This window comes from Brevundimonas naejangsanensis (assembly GCF_000635915.2).
GTDB classification, from domain to species: domain Bacteria; phylum Pseudomonadota; class Alphaproteobacteria; order Caulobacterales; family Caulobacteraceae; genus Brevundimonas; species Brevundimonas sanguinis.
Window position 1 is genome coordinate 1607785 of the sequence record NZ_CP015614.1, and the last position, 20000, is coordinate 1627784.

Annotated in this window: 14 protein-coding genes; 3 read left to right on the forward strand and 11 right to left on the reverse strand. The window is 65.5% G+C overall.

From position 1 onward, the window contains the following. Window positions 1–191: 191 nt before the first annotated feature. Entirely contained in the window at window positions 192–4385 is a 4194-nt protein-coding gene (rpoC, locus tag DA69_RS07610) for a DNA-directed RNA polymerase subunit beta' (RefSeq protein ID WP_025976276.1), read from the reverse strand. A 99-nt stretch (window positions 4386–4484) separates the two neighbouring features. Continuing rightward, window positions 4485–8600 carry a DNA-directed RNA polymerase subunit beta gene (gene rpoB, locus DA69_RS07615; RefSeq protein ID WP_025976275.1) on the reverse strand — a complete coding sequence of 1372 codons (4116 nt, stop codon included), beginning with the start codon at window positions 8598–8600 and terminating at the stop codon, window positions 4485–4487. Between the two features lie 459 nt (window positions 8601–9059). Between rpoB and DA69_RS07625 the strand changes: the two genes are divergently transcribed. The 3 genes from DA69_RS07625 (at window position 9060) to DA69_RS07635 (ending at window position 13860) form a co-directional block, all read left to right on the forward strand. Continuing rightward, window positions 9060–9575 (forward strand): FKBP-type peptidyl-prolyl cis-trans isomerase, encoded by a 516-nt coding sequence (locus tag DA69_RS07625; protein ID WP_025976273.1) that lies wholly within the window; start codon window positions 9060–9062, stop codon window positions 9573–9575. Between the two features lie 112 nt (window positions 9576–9687). After that, on the forward strand, window positions 9688–11631 hold the full coding sequence (locus tag DA69_RS07630) for a M61 family metallopeptidase (protein ID WP_025976272.1): 1944 nt from the start codon (window positions 9688–9690) through the stop codon (window positions 11629–11631). A 231-nt stretch (window positions 11632–11862) separates the two neighbouring features. Further along, window positions 11863–13860, forward strand: a complete 1998-nt coding sequence (locus DA69_RS07635; RefSeq protein ID WP_029972304.1) for a M61 family metallopeptidase — start codon at window positions 11863–11865, stop codon at window positions 13858–13860. 281 nt (window positions 13861–14141) lie between these two features. Here the strand turns inward: DA69_RS07635 and rplL are convergent, their stop codons facing one another. From rplL to secE, 9 genes are all read right to left on the reverse strand, one after another. Continuing rightward, window positions 14142–14522 (reverse strand): 50S ribosomal protein L7/L12, encoded by a 381-nt coding sequence (rplL, locus tag DA69_RS07640; protein ID WP_025976270.1) that lies wholly within the window; start codon window positions 14520–14522, stop codon window positions 14142–14144. Between the two features lie 55 nt (window positions 14523–14577). Next, complete coding sequence (rplJ, locus tag DA69_RS07645) at window positions 14578–15093, reverse strand: 50S ribosomal protein L10 (protein ID WP_024355300.1); 516 nt, start codon at window positions 15091–15093, stop codon at window positions 14578–14580. 330 nt (window positions 15094–15423) lie between these two features. Further along, window positions 15424–15870 carry an NUDIX hydrolase gene (locus tag DA69_RS07650; RefSeq protein WP_025976269.1) on the reverse strand — a complete coding sequence of 149 codons (447 nt, stop codon included), beginning with the start codon at window positions 15868–15870 and terminating at the stop codon, window positions 15424–15426. Beyond that, window positions 15870–16871, reverse strand: coding sequence for an inorganic phosphate transporter (locus tag DA69_RS07655; RefSeq protein WP_025976268.1), 1002 nt, complete (start codon window positions 16869–16871; stop codon window positions 15870–15872). Before DA69_RS07655 ends, DA69_RS07650 begins: the two co-directional genes overlap by 1 nt. Before the next feature lie 7 nt (window positions 16872–16878). Next, a complete protein-coding gene (locus DA69_RS07660) occupies window positions 16879–17535 on the reverse strand; it encodes a DUF47 domain-containing protein (RefSeq protein ID WP_025976267.1) in 657 nt (218 codons plus the stop codon). Window positions 17536–17753: 218 nt separating this feature from the next. Beyond that, on the reverse strand, window positions 17754–18443 hold the full coding sequence (rplA, locus tag DA69_RS07665; RefSeq protein ID WP_025976266.1) for a 50S ribosomal protein L1: 690 nt from the start codon (window positions 18441–18443) through the stop codon (window positions 17754–17756). A 4-nt stretch (window positions 18444–18447) separates the two neighbouring features. Further along, window positions 18448–18879, reverse strand: a complete 432-nt coding sequence (gene rplK / locus DA69_RS07670) for a 50S ribosomal protein L11 (RefSeq protein ID WP_024355292.1) — start codon at window positions 18877–18879, stop codon at window positions 18448–18450. Between the two features lie 197 nt (window positions 18880–19076). Beyond that, a complete protein-coding gene (nusG, locus tag DA69_RS07675; protein ID WP_025976265.1) occupies window positions 19077–19652 on the reverse strand; it encodes a transcription termination/antitermination protein NusG in 576 nt (191 codons plus the stop codon). A gap of 13 nt (window positions 19653–19665) precedes the next feature. Further along, the gene (secE, locus tag DA69_RS07680) at window positions 19666–19965 is read right to left on the reverse strand and encodes a preprotein translocase subunit SecE (protein ID WP_025976264.1); all 300 of its coding nucleotides are present in this window, start codon (window positions 19963–19965) and stop codon (window positions 19666–19668) included. Window positions 19966–20000 lie beyond the last annotated feature (35 nt).

The window sequence follows — 20000 nt, forward strand, 5'->3', positions numbered from 1 at the left end:
CAAGGCGCGACAGGCCAAACAACCGGCCTCAAGTAGCGCAAGGCGCGATAGGCCAAACAAACGGCCTCAAGTAGCGCAAGGCGCGATAGGCCAAACAAACGGCCTCAAGTAGCGCAAGGCGCGATAGGCCAACAAAAAAGAGCGGCGCCTTTCGACGCCGCCCTCTTCAGTCTTTCAGGTCTGAACCCGGATCAGTCGGCCGACTGTTCCAGCTCCAGGGCCAGATCCGCGGGAAGCGGCTCGACCGCCTCTTCGCGGGCTTGGGTCAGCACAGCGTCGCGCTCGTTGGCGATCTTCTGCAGGCTGCGCAGGTAGGCGCCGGTGCCGGCCGGGATCAGACGGCCGACGATGACGTTTTCTTTCAGGCCTTCCAGCATGTCCTTCTTGCCGTGGACCGAAGCCTCGGTGAGGACGCGGGTGGTCTCCTGGAACGACGCCGCCGAGATGAAGCTGCGGGTCTGCAGCGACGCCTTGGTGATGCCCAGCAGGACCGGCTGCGTGATCGCCAGACGGCCGCCACGCTTCTCCACCTTGGCGTTCTCGACAGCGGCTTCAGCCACTTCGACCGTGTCGCCACGGATCAGGGTGGTTTCGCCGGAGTCGATGACTTCGACCTTCTGCAGCATCTGACGGACGATCACCTCGATGTGCTTGTCGTTGATCGGCACGCCCTGCAGTCGGTAGACCTCCTGCACTTCGTTCACCAGATACTCGGCCAGCGCCTCGACGCCCTGGATGCGCAGCAGGTCGTGCGGATCCGGGTTGCCGTCGATGATGTAGTCGCCCTTCTGGATCAGGTCCCCGTCGTGGACGGAGATGTGCTTGCCCTTGGGGATCAGGAACTCGACCGCTTCGCCCTGGTTGCCGTCGGCATCCGGCTCCGGGGTGATCTTGATGCGGCGCTTGTTCTTGTAGTCGCGACCGAATTCGACGCGACCGTCCATCTCGGCGATGACCGCGCAATCCTTCGGACGACGGGCTTCGAACAGTTCGGCCACGCGCGGCAGACCGCCGGTGATGTCCCGGGTCTTGGCGCCTTCAGTCGGGATACGCGCGACGATGTCGCCCGGCTTGACCTCGTCGCCGTTGGCCACCGACAGGATGGCGCCGACGGGCAGCAGATAGCGCGCGTCAGAGCCGCTCGACAGCTTGGCGTAGCTGTCGCCCTGGGTGACGCCCATGGCCGGACGCAGGTCCGCGCCGCGCGGGCTGGCGCGCCAGTCGGAGACGACGCGCTGGGCGATGCCCGTGGCCTCGTCGGTCTCTTCCTTGACGGACAGGCCGTCGACCAGGTCCTCGAAGCGCACCACGCCGCCGACTTCCGTCAGGATCGGGGTGGTGTAGGGGTCCCACTCGGCCAGGCGCTGGTTCTTGGCCACTTCGGAGCCTTCCTTGACGCGCAGGCGCGCGCCGTAAGGCACCTTGTAGGATTCGCGGTCCTTGCCGTCGACCGTCACGGTGACCACGACGTTGCGGCTCATGGCCACCGGATCGCCGTGGGCGGCGATAACGGTCGGGCCGACGACCTTGATGACGCCGGCGTTGGTCGCCTCGAAGAAGGAGGTTTCCGCCACCTGGGCCGTACCGCCGATGTGGAAGGTCCGCATCGTCAGCTGGGTGCCCGGCTCGCCGATCGACTGTGCGGCGATGACGCCGACCGCTTCGCCGATGTTGACGTTGGTGCCGCGCGCCAGATCGCGGCCGTAGCAGGTCGCGCAGATGCCGGTGTCGGCTTCACAGGTCAGGGCCGAACGGACCTTGATGGACTGGACGCCCACCTTGTCGATCAGCTCGACTTCCTCTTCCTGCAGATAGGTGTCGGCAGGGAACAGGACTTCGCCGCCCGGCTCCTTGATGTCCTCGGCCGCGTAACGGCCCAGGACGCGCTGGCCCAGCGAGACGAGCACGTCGCCGCCTTCGACCACGGCGCGCAGGGTGATGCCGCGCGTCGAGCCGCAGTCTTCCTCGGTGACGATGGAGTCCTGCGCCACGTCCACCAGACGACGGGTCAGGTAACCCGAGTTGGCGGTCTTCAGCGCGGTGTCGGCCAGACCCTTACGGGCGCCGTGGGTGGAGTTGAAGTATTCAAGGACGGTCAGGCCTTCCTTGAAGTTCGAGATAATCGGCGTCTCGATGATCTCGCCCGAGGGCTTGGCCATCAGGCCGCGCATCCCGCCCAGCTGCTTCATCTGCGCCTGCGAACCACGGGCGCCCGAGTTGGCCATCATGTAGACCGAGTTGATGTCCGGCTCCTGACCCTTGATCAGGACGCGCGGCTGGGCGATTTCGCCCATCATCTCATCGGCGATCTTGTCCGTGGCCTTGGCCCAGGCGTCGACGACCTTGTTGTACTTCTCGCCCTTGGTGATCAGGCCGTCGGCGTACTGTTGCTCGTACTCCTCGACCTGAGTGCGGGTTTCGTTGACCAGCTGTTCCTTCTTGGCCGGGATGACGATGTCGTCCTTGCCCACCGAGATGCCCGCCTTGGCCGCCTCGCGGAAGCCCATCTGCATCATCTGGTCGGCGAAGATGACCGTCGCCTTCTGACCGCAGTGGCGATAGACCTGATCGATCAGGTTGCCGATTTCCTTCTTGGTCAGGTTCTTGTCCAGAAGGTTGTAGCCGATGTTGGCGTTGAGCGGCAGCAGAGCGCCCAGCTTCATCCGGCCCGGCGTGGTGTCGATCACCTTGGTCACGACTTCGCCTTCCGAGTTCATCTCGGTCCAGCGCGCCTTGATCTTGGTGTGCAGGGTCACGACACGGGCGTCCAGCGCCGCGTCGATTTCGCCCATGTTGGCGAACAGCTTGCCCTCGCCCGGCTGACCTTCCTTGACCAGCGACAGGTAGTAGAGGCCGAGCACGATGTCCTGCGACGGCACGATGATCGGCTTGCCGTTGGCGGGCGACAGGATGTTGTTCGTCGACATCATCAGGACGCGCGCTTCCAGCTGGGCCTCGAGGCTCAGCGGGACGTGCACGGCCATCTGGTCGCCGTCGAAGTCAGCGTTGAACGCCGTACAGACCAGCGGGTGCAGGCGGATGGCCTTGCCCTCGATCAGCTTGGGCTCGAACGCCTGGATGCCCAGACGGTGAAGCGTCGGAGCGCGGTTCAGCAGAACCGGGTGCTCGCGGATGACCTCGTCCAGGATGTCCCAGACGGCGGGCTGCTCGCGCTCCACCATGCGCTTGGACTGCTTGACGGTGCCCGACAGGCCCTTGGCGTCCAGACGCGCGTAGATGAAGGGCTTGAACAGCTCCAGCGCCATCTTCTTGGGCAGGCCGCACTCGTGCAGCTTCAGCTCGGGGCCCACGGTGATGACCGAACGGCCCGAGTAGTCGACGCGCTTGCCCAGCAGGTTTTGACGGAAGCGGCCCTGCTTGCCCTTCAGCATGTCGGCCAGCGACTTCAGCGGACGCTTGTTGGCGCCCGTGATCACGCGGCCGCGACGGCCGTTGTCGAACAGGGCGTCGACCGACTCCTGCAGCATCCGCTTTTCGTTGCGGATGATGATGTCCGGCGCGCGCAGCTCGATCAGGCGCTTCAGGCGGTTGTTCCGGTTGATGACCCGGCGATACAGGTCGTTCAGGTCCGACGTCGCGAAGCGGCCGCCGTCCAGCGGCACCAGCGGGCGAAGCTCGGGCGGGATGACCGGCACGATGGTCAGGATCATCCACTCGGGCTTGTTGCCCGACTCGATGAAGGCCTCCAGCAGTTTCAGGCGCTTGGACGCCTTCTTGGCCTTCAGCTCCGACGGGTTGTCGGCCAGTTCGGCGCGGTGCTTCTCGGCCTCGGCGTTCAGGTCGATCGCCATCAGCAGGTTGCGGACGGCTTCAGCGCCGATCTCGGCCGTGAAGCCGTCGTCGCCGAACTCTTCCTGATAGTGATAGAATTCGTCTTCCGTCAGCAACTGGTTCTGCTTCAGCGGGGTCAGGCCCGGCTCGGTGACGATGTAGTTCTCGAAGTACAGGACGCGTTCCACGTCCTTCAGCGCCATGTCCAGCATCAGCGAGATGCGGCTCGGCAGCGACTTCAGGAACCAGATGTGGGCGACCGGGGCGGCCAGGTCGATGTGGCCCATGCGCTCGCGACGGACGCGGGCCAGGGTGACCTCAACGCCGCACTTCTCGCAGATGATGCCCTTGTACTTCATGCGCTTGTACTTGCCGCACAGGCATTCGTAGTCCTTGGTCGGGCCAAAGATACGGGCGCAGAACAGGCCGTCACGCTCGGGCTTGAACGTGCGGTAGTTGATGGTTTCCGGCTTCTTGATCTCGCCGAACGACCACGAGCGGATCTTCTCCGGCGAGGCCAGGGCGATCTTGATCTGGTCGAAGGTCGGGGTGACCGGAACCGGGTTGAAGATGTTCAGGACTTCCTGGTTCATCTTTTTTCCTTCTGCGGGAATGCCCCGCGAAAATCATTCAGAGAGGAGAACAGGCGGACCGCCCTTCCCCGCCGGGGCGAGGAAGGGCGCTTGATCCGATCAGCTGTTTTCCAGCTCCACGTTCAGGCCCAGCGAGCGCATTTCCTTCACGAGCACGTTGAACGACTCGGGGATGCCGGCCTCGAAGCTGTCGTCGCCGCGGACGATGGCCTCGTAGACCTTGGTCCGGCCGGCCACGTCGTCCGACTTCACCGTCAGCATTTCCTGCAGGGTGTAGGCGGCGCCGTAAGCTTCCAGAGCCCAGACCTCCATTTCCCCGAAGCGCTGACCGCCGAACTGCGCCTTACCGCCCAGCGGCTGCTGGGTGACGAGCGAGTACGGGCCGATCGAACGGGCGTGGATCTTGTCGTCGACCAGGTGGTGCAGCTTCAGCATGTAGATGTAGCCGACCGTGACCGGACGCTTGAACTGCTCGCCGGTCTGACCGTCGTACAGGATCGACTGGCCCGAACGGTCCAGGCCCGCCGATTCCAGCAGGTCCTCGATGTCCGAGATGCGCGCGCCGTCGAAGACCGGGGTCGCGAAGGGCACGCCCTTAGACAGATTCTTCGCCAGTTCGATCAGGTCTTCCTCGTCGTCCGGCAGCGGGGTGTCCGCGCCATAGACCTCGGTCAGACGCTCGATCAGAGCCTGCTTCTGACCGCCGTGCTGCCAGGCTTCCAGCAGACCGGAGATCTGCTTGCCCAGACCGGCGGCGGCCCAACCCAGGTGGGTCTCGAAGATCTGACCGATGTTCATGCGCGACGGCACGCCCAGCGGGTTCAGCACCACATCGACGTGGGTGCCGTCTTCCAGGTACGGCATGTCCTCGATCGGCAGGATCTTGGAGATGACGCCCTTGTTCCCGTGACGGCCGGCCATCTTGTCGCCCGGCTGCAGCTTGCGCTTCACGGCCACGAAGACCTTGACCATCTTCATGACGCCAGGCGGCATCTCGTCGCCGCGTTGCAGCTTCTCGACCTTGTCTTCGAAGCGGCGGTCGAGGGCCTTACGGGCGTCCTCGAACTGCTTCTTCATGGCCTCCAGCTCGCCCATCGCCTTCTCGTCGTCGAGGGCGACCTGCCACCACAGGCCCTTGGACACTTCGGCCAGCTTCTCTTCGGTGACCTCGCCGCGGCCCATGCCCTTCGGGCCGGACACGGCGGTCTTGCCGAGTAGCAGCGGCTTCACGCGGCCGTAGACGTTGCGCTCAAGGATCTTGAGCTCGTCGTCGCGGTCCTTGCCCAGACGCTCGATCTCGGCGCGCTCGATCGCCATGGCGCGCTCGTCCTTGTCGATGCCGTGGCGGTTGAACACGCGCACGTCGACGATGGTGCCGGCGACGCCGGGCGGCAGGCGCAGCGAGGTGTCGCGCACGTCCGAAGCCTTCTCGCCGAAGATGGCGCGCAGCAGCTTCTCTTCCGGAGTCATCGGGCTCTCGCCCTTCGGCGTCACCTTGCCGACCAGGATGTCGCCCGGCTGGACTTCGGCGCCGATGGCCACGATGCCCGCCTCGTCGAGGTTGCGCAGGGCTTCCTCGCCGACGTTCGGAATGTCGCGGGTGATCTCTTCCGGGCCCAGCTTGGTGTCGCGGGCCATGACCTCGAACTCTTCCAGGTGGATCGAGGTGAAGATGTCGTCGCGCACGATCCGTTCGGAGATCAGGATCGAGTCTTCGAAGTTGTAGCCGTTCCAGGGCATGAAGGCGACCAGGGCGTTGCGGCCCAGAGCCAGTTCGCCCAGGTCCGTCGACGGGCCGTCGGCGATGACGTCGCCGGCCTTCACCGCATCGCCCACGCGCACGATCGGGCGCTGGTTGATGCAGGTCGACTGGTTCGAACGCTGGAACTTCGACAGGCGATAGATGTCGACGCCCGAGCGGCCGGCTTCCACATCGCCCGTGGCGCGCACGACGATACGGGTGCCGTCGATCTGCTCGACCACGCCTTCACGACGGGCGACCACGACAGCGCCGGAATCCACGGCCACGACGGCTTCCATGCCGGTGCCGACCAGCGGCGCGTCCGACTTCACCAGCGGCACGGCCTGACGCTGCATGTTGGCGCCCATCAGCGCGCGGTTGGCGTCATCGTTTTCCAGGAACGGGATCAGGGCGGCGGCGACCGAAACGACCTGCTTGGGCGACACGTCCATCATGTCGACCGCTTCCTTGGTCAACAGCTGGGAATCGCCGTTGATCCGGCCCGGCACCAGCTCCTCGACGATCTCGCCGTCCTTCAGCTCGATGTTGGCCTGGGCGATGACGTGCTTCGCCTCTTCCATGGCCGAGATGTAGACCACCTCGTCCGTCGCCTTGCCGTCGACCACGCGACGGTACGGGCTTTCGATGAAGCCGTACTTGTTCACGCGGGCGTGGGTGGCCAGCGAGTTGATCAGACCGATGTTCGGGCCTTCCGGCGTTTCGATCGGGCAGATGCGGCCATAGTGCGTCGGGTGAACGTCGCGGACTTCGAAGCCCGCGCGCTCACGCGTCAGACCGCCCGGGCCAAGCGCCGACAGACGACGCTTGTGGGTGATTTCCGACAGCGGGTTCGTCTGGTCCATGAACTGCGACAGCTGCGACGAGCCGAAGAATTCACGCACCGCGGCGGCGGCCGGTTTGGCGTTGATCAGGTCGTGCGGCATGACCGTGTCGATATCGACCGAGGACATGCGCTCCTTGATGGCGCGCTCCATGCGCAGCAGGCCGACGCGGTACTGGTTTTCCAGCAGTTCGCCGACCGAACGGACCCGGCGGTTGCCCAGGTTGTCGATGTCGTCGATCTCACCGCGGCCGTCCTTCAGGCCGACCAGGATCTGCAGCACCTTCAGCACGTCGTCCTTCTGCAGGACGCGGATTTCGTCAGAAACCTCAGGGGTTTCCAGACGCATGTTCATCTTCACGCGGCCCACGGCCGACAGGTCGTAGCGCTCGGCGTCGAAGAACAGGGAGTTGAACATGGCCTCGGCCGCTTCCGGCGTCGGCGGCTCGCCCGGGCGCATGACGCGATAGACGTCGAACAGCGCGTCCTCGCGGCCCGTGTTCTTGTCCACGCGCAGGGTGTTGCGCATGTAGGCGCCGACCGTGACGTGGTCGATGTCCAGCACGTCGATGGTGGTGAAGCCGTTGGCTTCCAGCAACTCGATCGCCGCGGCGTCCAGCTCGTCGCCCGCCTCGGCGTAGATTTCGCCGGTCTGATAGTTGACGGCGTCGGAGGCCAGATACTTGGTCAGCAGGGCGTCAGCCGCCAGCGACAGCGACTTCAGACCGCCGTCGGCCAGCTTCTTGGCGGCGCGGGCGCTGATCTTCTGACCGGCCGGGGCGACCACTTCGCCGGTGTCGGCGTCGACCAGGTCGAACTCCGGCTTCACGCCGCGCCAGCGTTCCGGCTTGTAGGGCGTGACCCAGCCTTCGCCGCGCTTCTCGTACGGAACCGTCTCGTAGAAGGTCTTGAGGATCTCTTCCCCGTCCATGCCCAGGGCATAGAGGAAGGTCGAGGCCGGCAGCTTACGACGACGGTCGATACGGACGTAGACGATGTCCTTGGCGTCGAACTCGAAGTCCAGCCACGAGCCGCGATACGGGATCACGCGGGCGGCGAACAGCAGCTTGCCCGACGAGTGGGTCTTGCCCTTGTCGTGGTCGAAGAAGACGCCCGGCGAGCGGTGCATCTGCGAGACGATCACGCGCTCGGTGCCGTTGACGATGAAGGTGCCCTTGTCCGTCATGAGCGGGATGTCGCCCATGTAGACGTCCTGCTCCTTGATATCCTTGACCGAACGGGCGCCCGTTTCTTCCTCGGTCTCGAACACGATCAGGCGCAGCTTGACCTTCAGCGGCGCGGCATAGGTCATGTCGCGCTGGATGCATTCCTCAACGTCGTACTTCGGGTCCTCGAACTCGTAGGAGACGTATTCCAGGACGGCGCGCTCGTTGAAGTCCTTGATCGGGAACACCGACTTGAAGACCGCCTCGATGCCCTCGTCGTTGCGCAGGCCCGGACGCGACTCGCGCTGCAGGAACTGCTCGTACGAAGCGCGCTGAACCTCGATCAGGTTCGGCATCTGCACGGCTTCGGGAATGCGCCCGAAGCTGTAGCGAATGCGCTTCTTGCCGGTAAACGACGTGGCGGCAGCGATCTTACCCAAGGCGAGACCGTCGGTGGACTTGGCCATTCTGTTTTCCCAATCGCGGCCCCTTGCGAGGCCCGCTCTCAATGCAGCAGCCACGGCGCGCCGACCGGCGATCCGTGACCGTTAAATGTCTCTCGGCGTCCACCCTCGATCCTCACGCGGATCAGGACGCCTGGATGTATCCGCCCCCTTGGGGAGGGGCGACGCCTTCGCACCGGTCGGAGGGCGACAAACCGGGCCTCGGCGCTTTCGCGCGGGATTCATGGAATCTGCGAAGCGCGCATATATACGCCCTTCTTCGGCGAAATAAAGGCCCTGTGCATAATCTGATCCTGGACCGTCATCCCGGCCATGCGGCGCAGCCGGGCGGAGCCGGGACCGCCCAAGACGCGGCGCTTCCGGACGATCCCGGATAGCCGCTGCGTGTCTTCCAGGATGACAGGAGCGGGGCGTTCGCTCAATCATCTGGCGCGATGACGCTGATATGATAAGCCTTGCGTTATGAAGCACATCGCCCTGCCCCTCTTCGCCGCTCTATCGCTCGCCGCCTGCGCCTCGACGTCCGATGTCGGCTACCCCGGCCTGCGCGAGGCGGTCGGACCCGCGACTCAGGAAAATTGGGAGGTCGGCCAGGCCGCCTATCTGATGTGGAACAGCCAACGTCGCGGCTGGACCTCGACCCCCTCGGGCCTGCAATATCGCCTCGTCAGCAAGGCCAATCCGAACGGCGCCCAGCCGACCGCGACCGACACGGTCAAGGTCCACTATCGCGGCACCTTCATCGATGGGCGCGAATTCGACAGCTCCTACTCGCGCAACGAGCCCGCGACCTTCCCCCTGAACCGCGTCATCAAGGGCTGGACCGAGGGCGTGGCTCTGATGCGCGAGGGCGAGACCTATGAGTTCGTCATCCCCGCCGACCTGGCTTACGGCTCGCGCTGGATGGGAACGGAAATCCCCGCCAACTCGGCGCTGCGCTTCACGGTCGAACTGCTGGACGTGAACCCGCAGGGCTGACGGGTCGGCCGCGACACGGAATCGTCATTCGCCTTGACGACGCCGGCGACACGCTGTCGTCTGCGCCTCCTTGTCGAGGTCGCGTGGGGGCGGCCGTCCTGAGATAGCCGTCATGCAACGTTTCCTCCTGGCCGCCAGCGCCTCGGTCCTTCTGTTCGCAGCGGGCGCGCCCGCGCTGGCCCAGGTCGGCACGCCCGCCCTTCGCGTCGCGCTCGCGCCGATTCCGGCCGCCAAGGACGAAGCGTATCCCGGCGTCATCAAGCTGCATGTCGACGCCACCGACATCGACCGGCGCCTGATCCAGGTGCGCCAGACCATCCCCGTCAGCGGCCCCGGCCCGCTGATCCTCTTCTATCCGCAATGGATTCCCGGCCAGCACGGCCCGGTCGGCCCGGTCGCCAACGTCGGCGGCCTGACCTTCACCGCCAACGGCCAGCGGCTGGCATGGGTGCGCAACACCGTCCAGCCCTGGGCCTATCAGATCGAGGTTCCGGCCGGGGTGAGCGAGGTCGATGTCGCCTTCCAGTGGCTGACGCCGATTGAGGGCGCTCAGGGCCGCGTCGTCGTCACGCCCGAGATGCTCAACATCCAGTGGGAAAAGGCCCTGCTCTATCCAGCGGGCTATTACTCGCGCCAGATCACCTTCCAGCCGACGCTGAGGCTGCCGCAGGGCTGGAACTACGGCGCCGGGCTCGACACCGTCAGCTTCGAGAATGGCCTGGCCACCTTCGCCCCCATCACGCTGGAGCATCTGGCCGACAGCCCGGTCTTTGCGGGCGCCCACTATCGCCAGATCGACCTGGATCCGGGCGGCCGCTCGCCGGTGCGCCTGAACGTCGTGGCCGACACCGCCAAGATGCTGGAAGCCAGCGACGAGCACATCCAGCTTCACCGCAATCTGGTCCAGCAGGCCGACCGCCTGTTCGGCGCGCGCCACTTCAACCACTACGACTTCCTGCTGGCGGTGACCGACAAGCTGGGCGGCATCGGCCTGGAGCATCACCGCTCGTCCGAGAACAGCGTCGACGTGAAGTATTTCACCGACCGCGAGGCGACCCTGGCCGACCGCGACCTGCTGGGCCACGAATACACCCACAGCTGGAACGGCAAGTGGCGCCGCCCGGCGGATCAGCTGACGCCCAATCTGAACGAGCCGCTGCAGAACTCCCTCATGTGGGTCTATGAGGGCCAGACACAGTATTGGGGCCTTGTCCTGACCGCCCGCGCGGGGCTGATGAGCAAGCAGCAAGCGCTGGACGTGCTGGCCATGAGCGCAGCCAGCTTCCAGAACATCCCCGGCCGCCAGTGGCGCGCCATGCAGGACACCACCAACGACCCGATCATCAGCCAGCGCCGCCCGCAGCCGTGGGGCTCCTATCAGCGCAGCGAGGACTATTACCGCGAGGGCTCCCTGATCTGGCTGGACGCCGACACCCTGATCCGAGAGCAGACGAGCGGAAAGCGATCGCTGGACGACTTCGCCAAGGCCTTCTTCGGCGTCGAGGACGGGAACTGGGATCCAGCCCCCTACACCTTCGCCGACGTGACCTCGACCCTGAACGGGGTGCAGGCCAACGACTGGGCCGCCTTCCTGCGCGAGCGGCTGGACGCGGTCGGCCCCGGCTCGCGCGGTCCCTTGGACGGCATCGAGCGCGGCGGCTACCGCCTGGTCTTCAAGGAGGAGCCGTCCGGCTACATGGGCGCCCTGTATAAGGAACTGGGCCGCAACGACTTCACCTATTCGCTCGGCTTCATGATGAACAATTCGAACAAGATCACCTCCGTCCTGTGGGGCGGCCCGGCGTTCGAGCAGGGCCTGACCTCGGGCTGGGAAGTCGTCGCCGTCGGCGGCCGCGCCGCCTCGGCCGACGTGCTGAAGGAGGCCGTCACCGCCGCCAAGGGATCGCCCGAACCGATCGAGCTGATCCTGAAGAACGGCGACGTCTTCAAGACGGTGCGCTTCGACTACCACGACGGCCTGCGCTACCCGCACCTGGAGCGCATCGAAGGCACGCCCGACCGGCTGGGCGACATCCTGTCGCCGAAGCGGCGGTAAAGCCACGCGCGGCGTCTCTCCCTCCCCTTCATGGGGAGGGTGGCTGATGCCGTCAGGCCGAAGCCGGGTGGGGCGGCAAGGCTGATCAAGCGCCGGCGTCCTACATCGCCAAGCCCTCCCCACCCGGTCTCCGCTTCGCTGCGACCACCCTCCCGATGAACGGCAGGGAGAAGGTCGCGCTCCGTCGCCGCCCACCTTCTCCCCCGAGGGGAGAAGGGTTACGAGAACAGTATGATCATCACTCGCCGCCTGCCCGCCGCCGCCCTCGCCCTGCTGCTGTCCTCCGCCGCCTCGACCGCCCTCGCCCAGCAATGGACCGGCCCGCAGGCGCCCGCCGCACCGACGCCGCAGAACACGCCCTTGGCCCTGCCCCGCGCCCTGCCGCCGATCCCAGCGCCGAACGCCGAGGCCTATCCTGGCGTCATCCGCTATGAGGTGGACGCCACCGACGTCGAGAAGAAGATCGTCCGCGTGCGCCAGACCATCCCGGTCCAGCCCGGCCATCTGGTCCTGCTCTATCCGAAGTTCTTGCCCGGCAACCACGCCGCCACCGGCCCGATCCAGCTGGTCTCTGGCGTGACGGTCCAAGGCGGCGGACAGCGCATCGGCTGGCTGCGCGACACCATCGACCCCTACGCCTTCCACCTCGACGTGCCGCAAGGGATCAGCGAGATCACCGTCGAGTTCCAGTGGCTGACCCAGCCCGACAACTCAACCTGGCGCGTCGTCATGACGCCCGAGATGGTCAATCTGCAGTGGGAGAAGGCCCTGCTCTATCCGGCGGGCTATCGCTCGACCGGCATCACCTTCGCCCCGTCGATCCGCCTGCCGCAGGGCTGGAAATACGGCGTCGCCCTCGACACCGAAAGCTTCGTCGACGGTTTGGCCACGTTCAAGCCGACCGACCTCTACACCCTGATCGACAGCCCCCTGTTCGGCGGCGCCCACTTCCAGCGCATCGCCATCGACCCGCGCCGGGGCGACGGCGAAGGCGCCGTGCACCTGAACATCATCGCCGATACGGCCAAGGATCTGGCGCCCACGGCCGAGCAACTGGGCTGGTTCGAAAATCTGGTGACCCAAACCGACCGTCTGTTCGGCGCCCGCCCCTATGACCGCTACGACTTTCTGCTGGCGGCGACGTCCAAGCTGGGCGGCATCGGACTGGAGCATCACCGCTCGTCCGAGAACTCGGTCCCGGCCGACTTCTTCACCAACTGGGGCAAGAGCATGGGCGCCGTCGGCCTGCTGCCGCACGAGTTCACCCACGCCTGGAACGGCAAGCGCCAGCGCCCCGCCGACGAACTGACCGCCAACCACAACATTCCGACGCAGAACACTCTGCTGTGGGTCTATGAAGGCCAGACCGAATACTGGGGCGACGTGCTGACGGCGCGCTCGGGCCTGGCCTCCAAGGCCGACATCCTGACCAGCTTCGCCGAGGTTGCGGCTTTCTACGCCAACCAGCCGGGCCGCGAATGGCGTCCGCTGCAGGATACGAACAACCACAACTTGCTCGGCTATCGCACTTCGAACCCCTATTCCTCGTGGATGCGCGGCACCGGGGACTACTACCGCGAGGCCCTGCTGATCTGGCTGGACGCCGACACCCTGATCCGCGAGGCGACGGGCGGCAAGAAGTCGCTGGATGACTTCGCCAAGGGCTTCTTCGGCGGCGACGACGGCTCTTGGGCGCCGCGCGGCTATACGTTCGACGACGTTGTGACGGCGCTGAACGCGGTCCACCCGCACGATTGGGCGACCTTCCTGCGCACGCGCCTCGACGCCAACGGGCCGGACGCCAAGGCGCCGCTGGACGGTCTGACCCGCGGCGGCTACCGCCTCACCTACACCGACAGCCTGACCGCCGATGAAAAGCGCGTCCAGTCGGGCTGGGCCAACGATTTCCAGTATTCCCTGGGCTTCACCCTGTCGTCCTCGAACAAGCTGACCGGCATCCGCTGGGGCGGCCGCGCCTTCGAAGCCGACATCGGGCCGGGCTGGGAACTGGTCGCCGTCAACGACGTCGCCGCCTCGGCCGAGAAACTGCGCGACGCCGTCACTGCCGCCAAGGGAACCGACGCCCCGATCCGCCTGCTGCTCAAGAACGGCGACCGCTATCGCACGGTCGACTTCGACTACCACGACGGCCTGCGTTACCCGCGCCTGGAGCGCATTCCCGGCACGCCGGATCGGCTGGGCGACATCCTCAGCCCGCGTCGGCGGTAGGGACCAAGGCGCGGCACCTCTCCCTCCCCGTCTCGGGGAGGGTGGTCGGAGCGAAGCGGAGACCGGGTGGGGGCGGCCAGGCGATCCCGACCTCGGCGTCCTGAGAGCCTCGTCGCGCCCACCCGGCTTCACCCTGTCGGCTCAGCCACCCTCCCCGGGACAGGGAGGGAAAAACGCAGCGCATATCTTTACCGCCAAAAAGAAAACGGGCCGGAGGTTTCCCTCCGGCCCGTCTTGCTTTGAAAGCTGTCTCTGGCGAACCAGAGGCCAGATCCGAAATCTTACTTGATTTCGACCTTGGCGCCGGCTTCTTCCAGCTTCTTCTTCAGCTCTTCAGCGGCTTGCTTCGAGACGTTCTCGACGACCGGCTGCGGAGCGCCTTCGACCAGGTCCTTGGCTTCCTTCAGACCCAGGTCGGTGCGGACGCCGCGGACTTCCTTGATGACGTTGATCTTCTTGTCGCCGCCGTCAACCAGGACAACGGTGAACTCGGTTTGCTCTTCAGCAGCTTCAGCCGGAGCAGCGGCGCCGGCGACAGCAGCGACGGCGACCGGAGCAGCAGCCGAGACGCCCCACTTGTCTTCCAGCAGCTTCGACAGTTCAGCGGCTTCCAGGACGGTCAGAGCCGACAGTTCTTCAACGATTTTGGCGAGATCAGCCATGTTAGTCTTCCTTCGGTAGGATGAGGTTCAGAGAGATATGCAGAGATGACGGGGCTTAGGCGGCGTCTTTGGTCGCGTACGCGTTGAAGACGCGAGCCAGTTGGCCGGCCGGCGCCTGCAGGACGCCAGCAACCTTGGTCGCCGGGGCTTGCAGCAGGCCGATGAGCTTGCCGCGCAGTTGATCCAGCGACGGCAGCTTGGACAGGGCCTCGACGCCCTTGGCGTCCAGAACCTTGTCGCCCATGAAACCGCCAAGGATGTTGAACTTGTCGTTCCCCTTGGCGAATTCGGCCGTGACCTTGGCGGCGGTGACCGGGTCGGCTGCATAAGCGATGCCCACGGGACCCTTGAACAGGTCGTGGTACTCGCTGCCTTCCTCGACGCCCAGCGCCTTGAGCGCCAGACGGTTCTTCACCACCTTGAACGCACCGCCTTCTTTACGAAGGCGACGGCGCAGGTCTTCCATCTCCACAACGGTCAGACCCAGGTTGTGGGTCACGACCACGGCGCCCGCGTCGGCGAACACGCTCTTCAGCTGTTCGATCGACTCGGCTTTTTGTGCGCGGTCCATTGTGGTCTCCAGTTTTGGCATTCGCCGCCGGGCTTATTCCCGACGACGGATTTGGCTTAAGCGCCATGCATCGCTGCACAGCGTTCAGGCCGGTCTTATTGTCCGAAGGAAGCGCGGCCCGCCCGCCGGATACCGGCAGGACGAAAGCTCTTTGCATCCCCATCTCCCCACGGCGCCAGAGGGCTCTCTGGACGATTATGACGCGGGCGACCCCCGCATCCCGAAGTTCTCGGACAGGCATCGTCAGAACCGAGGCCCTGACGAGATGCGGGCTCTATACACGGCCCGGCGGGAAAATCAACCACAGGGCTTGGGTGGAAGGCAATCGCCCTACTCGGGCGCGCCGCTAGGCTGAAAGTGAAGGATCAGTTCCGCCAGTTCCGCCTCGTCCACCACGGCTGCAGCGTCATCAGCCGACATCCAGCGGCGTTCGCGCTGGGCGTCCTCGGGCCAGGCGCCCAGCTGGATGAAGACCTCCAGCGGATAGACGCTGGCGATGGTGGCCTGGACCCGCCCGGACTTCAGCCGCTTGCCATAGCGGAACCAGCCGATGGGCGCGCCCATGACGTCGCCTTGAACGCCCGCCTCCTCATAGGCCTCGATCACGGCGGCCTCGGCGTCGGTCTTGCCCGCCATGCGGTTGCCCTTGGGGATGACCCAGCGCCGCGTCTCACGCGAGGTGATCATCATGATCTCCACGCCGTCCGGCCCGTGCCGCCAGGGCAAGGCCGCGACCTGGCGCGTCTCCGATGACAGGGTCCGGGGCTTGTTCGACATCAGGTCAGGAACAGGCCGCCCAGGGCGTAGAACAGGGCGCCGATGGCGGCGGCCGCCGGCATGGTGATGAACCAGGCGGTGACGATGCTGCGCGCCACGCTCCAGCGCACGGCCGAGACCCGCTTGGCCGCACCCACGCCGACGATGGCGCCGGTGATGGTGTGGGTGGTGGACACCGGAATGCCCATGCTGGTCGCCGCGAACAGGGTGATGGCCCCGCCCGTCTCGGCGCAGAACCCCTGCTGGGGGCTAAGCCGCGTGATCCGCGACCCCATGGTGTGAACGATCTTCCAGCCGCCGAACAGCGTGCCCAGGGCGATGGCCGCCTGACAGGTGATGACCACCCAGAAAGGCACATGGAACTCGGCCCCCAGCATGCCGCGCGAATAGAGCAGGATGGCGATGATGCCCATCGTCTTCTGGGCGTCGTTGCCGCCGTGCCCCAGCGAATAGGCCGAGGCGGAGACGAACTGCAAACCACGGAAGATTCTGTCGGCGAAGTTCGGATTGGCCTTGGCGAACAGCCAGGACACGATCAGCACCAGCAGCAGCGCCAGCAGGAAGCCGATGGCCGGAGACATGAAGATGGCGCCGACCGTCTTCAGCACGCCGCTGATGACCACGGCTCCGCTGCCCGCCTTGGCGATGCCGGCCCCCAACAGGCCGCCGATCAAAGCGTGCGAACTGGACGACGGAATCCCGAACATCCAGGTGATGACGTTCCAGAGAATGGCGCCCATCAGAGCGCCGAAGATCACCTGATCCGAAATGACGTCGGGCGAGATGATGCCCCGGCCGATCGTGTCCGCAACGTGCAGCCCGAAGAACAGAAAGGCGATGAAGTTGAAGAAGGCCGCCCACCCGACCGCATAGATCGGCGGCAGGACGCGCGTGGCGACGATGGTGGCGATAGAGTTGGCCGCATCGTGCAGGCCGTTCAGGAAGTCGAACAGCAGGGCGACGCCGATCAGGAAGACCAGGATCAGGAGGGCGTGATCCATGATGGTTCTACAGGTGCTCGACCAGGACGCCGTTGATGCGGTTGGCCACATCCTCGAACCGGTCGATCACCTTCTCCAGGTGATCCAGCAGTTGGCTGCCGATGATGAAGCCCAGAGTGTTGCCGCCCGTGCCGTCATGGCGGTGCGCCTCATACAGCGCCTTCATCCCGGCGTCGTACAGGTCGTCGCTGCGCGCCTCCAGGTCGGTGATCTGTTCGGTCAGGACGTTCAGCCGGTCGTGATTCTTGCGCATGGCCGGCAGCAGGGTGAAGGCTTCCTGCGTCAGGGCCGCGCACTGCACGGCGATGTCGGCCAGTTCCTGCATCTTCGGCGAGAAGTCGCGCATCTCGTACAGGGTGACGACCTTGGCCGCCTTCTGCATCTGGTCGATGGTGTCGTCCAGAGAGTTGGTCAGCCCCCGGATGTCGGCCCGGTCGAACGGGGTGATGAAGCTACGGCGCACGGCGAACAGAACCTCGCGCGCGACCTCGTCGGCTTCCTCTTCATGCGCGACCACCTTGGCGCACCATTCGCTGGTCTCGGGCCCGCCGTCCATCATCTTGCGCAGCGCGGCAGCGCCGTGGGCCAGGCTCAGAGCATGGGCGTCGAACAGCCGAAAGAAGTTATCTTCCTTAGGCAGCAGCGCCTGAAACCAGTTGAGCATGAAGCCTCTCCGATACGGTCGCCGCCGGGGCGCCCGGGCTCCAAGACCGGATTCCCACCCGCCTCGTCAAGTCATCCGGGTACAGAACGGTGGATTAGCCTCGCTGTTCCGCGCTCCGTGGCCCGCCCACGGTGCGTCTGCGCGGCCCATCGAACAAAGAAAACGGCCCCGGAAGATCGCTCTTCCGGGGCCGTCGTCATTCTTAGCCGTGAAGCCTATCAGGCGCCCAGCGAAGCCGGGTCGACCTTGAAGCCCGGGCCCATCGTCGAGGACAGGGCGATGCGCTTCACATAGGTGCCCTTGGCGCCCGACGGCTTGGCGCGGACGAGAGCGTCCACGATGGCCTTGACGTTGGCTTCCAGGGCGTCCTGGGTGAACGAGGCCTTGCCGATGCCGGCGTGGACGATGCCCGCCTTCTCGACGCGGAACTCAACGGCGCCGCCCTTGGCGTCCTTGACGGCCTGAGCGACGTTCGGGGTCACGGTGCCGACCTTCGGGTTCGGCATCAGGCCGCGCGGGCCCAGCACCTTACCCAGACGGCCGACCAGGGCCATCATGTCCGGCGACGCGATCACGCGGTCGAACTCCATGAAGCCGCCGGCGATCTTCTCGTACAGGTCTTCAGCGCCGACGTGCTCGGCGCCGGCCGCCTTGGCTTCTTCAGCCTTGGCGTCCTTGGCGAAGACGGCGACGCGGACGTCACGGCCGGTGCCCGAGGGCAGGTTCACCACGCCGCGGACCTGTTGGTCGGCGTGACGCGGGTCGACGCCCAGGTTGATGGCGATTTCGATCGACTCGTCGAACTTGGCCTTGGCGTTGTCTTTCACCAGCTTGATGGCTTCCGAGAAGACCAGCAGGTCTTCGGTCACGCCCGTGCGGGCCTTATGGGCTTTGGTCTGCTTAGCCATGTCTTTAGCCCTCCACCACTTGAATGCCGATGGCGCGGGCCGAGCCCTCGATGATGCGCGACGCGGCGTCCAGGTCGTTCGCGTTCAGGTCCTTCATCTTCTTCTCGGCGATTTCGCGCAGTTGCGTCTGCGTGATCTTGCCGGCGAACTCGCGGCCGACGAGCTTGGAGCCCGACTTGATGCCAGCGGCTTGCTTCAGATACCAGGTCGCCGGGGGCGTCTTGGTGATGAAGGTGAACGACTTGTCCTGATAGACGGTGATGACGGTCGGAAGCGGGGTGCCCTTGGCTTCCTTCTCGGTCCGCGCGTTGAACTCCTTGCAGAAGCCCATGATGTTCACGCCGCGCTGACCCAGAGCCGGGCCGATCGGGGGCGAAGGCGTGGCCGAGGCGGCCGGCACTTGCAGCTTGATATAGCCGAGAATCTTCTTGGCCATTGGTCTCTCCTATGAATGACCCGATGACGATGCGTCGGGCCGGTGAGCCGTGGTCCGGCATGGCTGCCTCCCACGGATTTGACGCTGGGCGACTCCAGGGTCGTCCAGCGAAGGCGCGCGTTTAGCAGGCAGACCCTGAAAACGCAAACGGGACCGCCCGGAGACGGTCCCGATCTCTGCGTGGCGTCAGCGGCCGATCAGGCGCTGACCTTCTCCACCTGATTGTATTCCAGATCGACCGGGGTCGGGCGGCCGAAGATGGAGACGGCCACGCGCAGGCGGGCGTTCTCTTCGTCGACGCTCTCGACCTGGCCGTCGAAGCTGGCGAACGGGCCGTCGGTGACCTTGACGTTCTCGCCGATGTCAAAGCGGATGGTGGGTTTCGGACGCTCGACGCCCTCTTCCACCTGGCCGATGATGTTCTGGACTTCGCGTTCCGAGACCGGCAGCGGCTTGGTGCCGCCCGCGGCGCCCAGGAAGCCCGTGACCTTCGGCGTGTTCTTGACCAGGTGATAGGCCTCGTCGGTCATCTCCATCTTCACCAGCACATAGCCGGGGAAGAATTTGCGCTCGGCGTTGACCTTCTTGCCGCGACGGATCTCGACGACATCCTCGGTCGGGACCAGGATTTCGGAGAAGGCGTCTTCCAGGCCCTGTTGCCTGGCCTGGTCGCGCAGCTGTTCGGCGACCTTTTTCTCGAAGTTGGAATAGGCGTGGACGATGTACCACTTGTGGCGGGGATTGGCTGCCGGCTTGGGCGCTGCATCGGTCATGTGCGCGTCTCCTTTATTGGCCAAGGCTGAGGATGATGCGGGACGCGAAGCCAAGGCCCGTATCCACGATCCAGAAGAAAGCGGCTGCGATCAGCACCATGATGAAGACCATCACCGACGTGATCCAGGTCTCCTTGCGGCTGGGCCAGGTGATCTTGCGGGCCTCAGCGCGGACTTCGCTGATGAACTGGGGGATGGACGTCTTTTTCTTCGGCGCGGGCGCGTCGACGGCCACGGTCGCTGCGCCTTGCGCGGCTGCTGCGGTCTTGGTCCCCGTGGTGCGGCGGCCGCCGGGGGTCTTCGCCTTGGCCATTTGACGTCTCTTCAACCTCTGGATCCTGCTGCCCC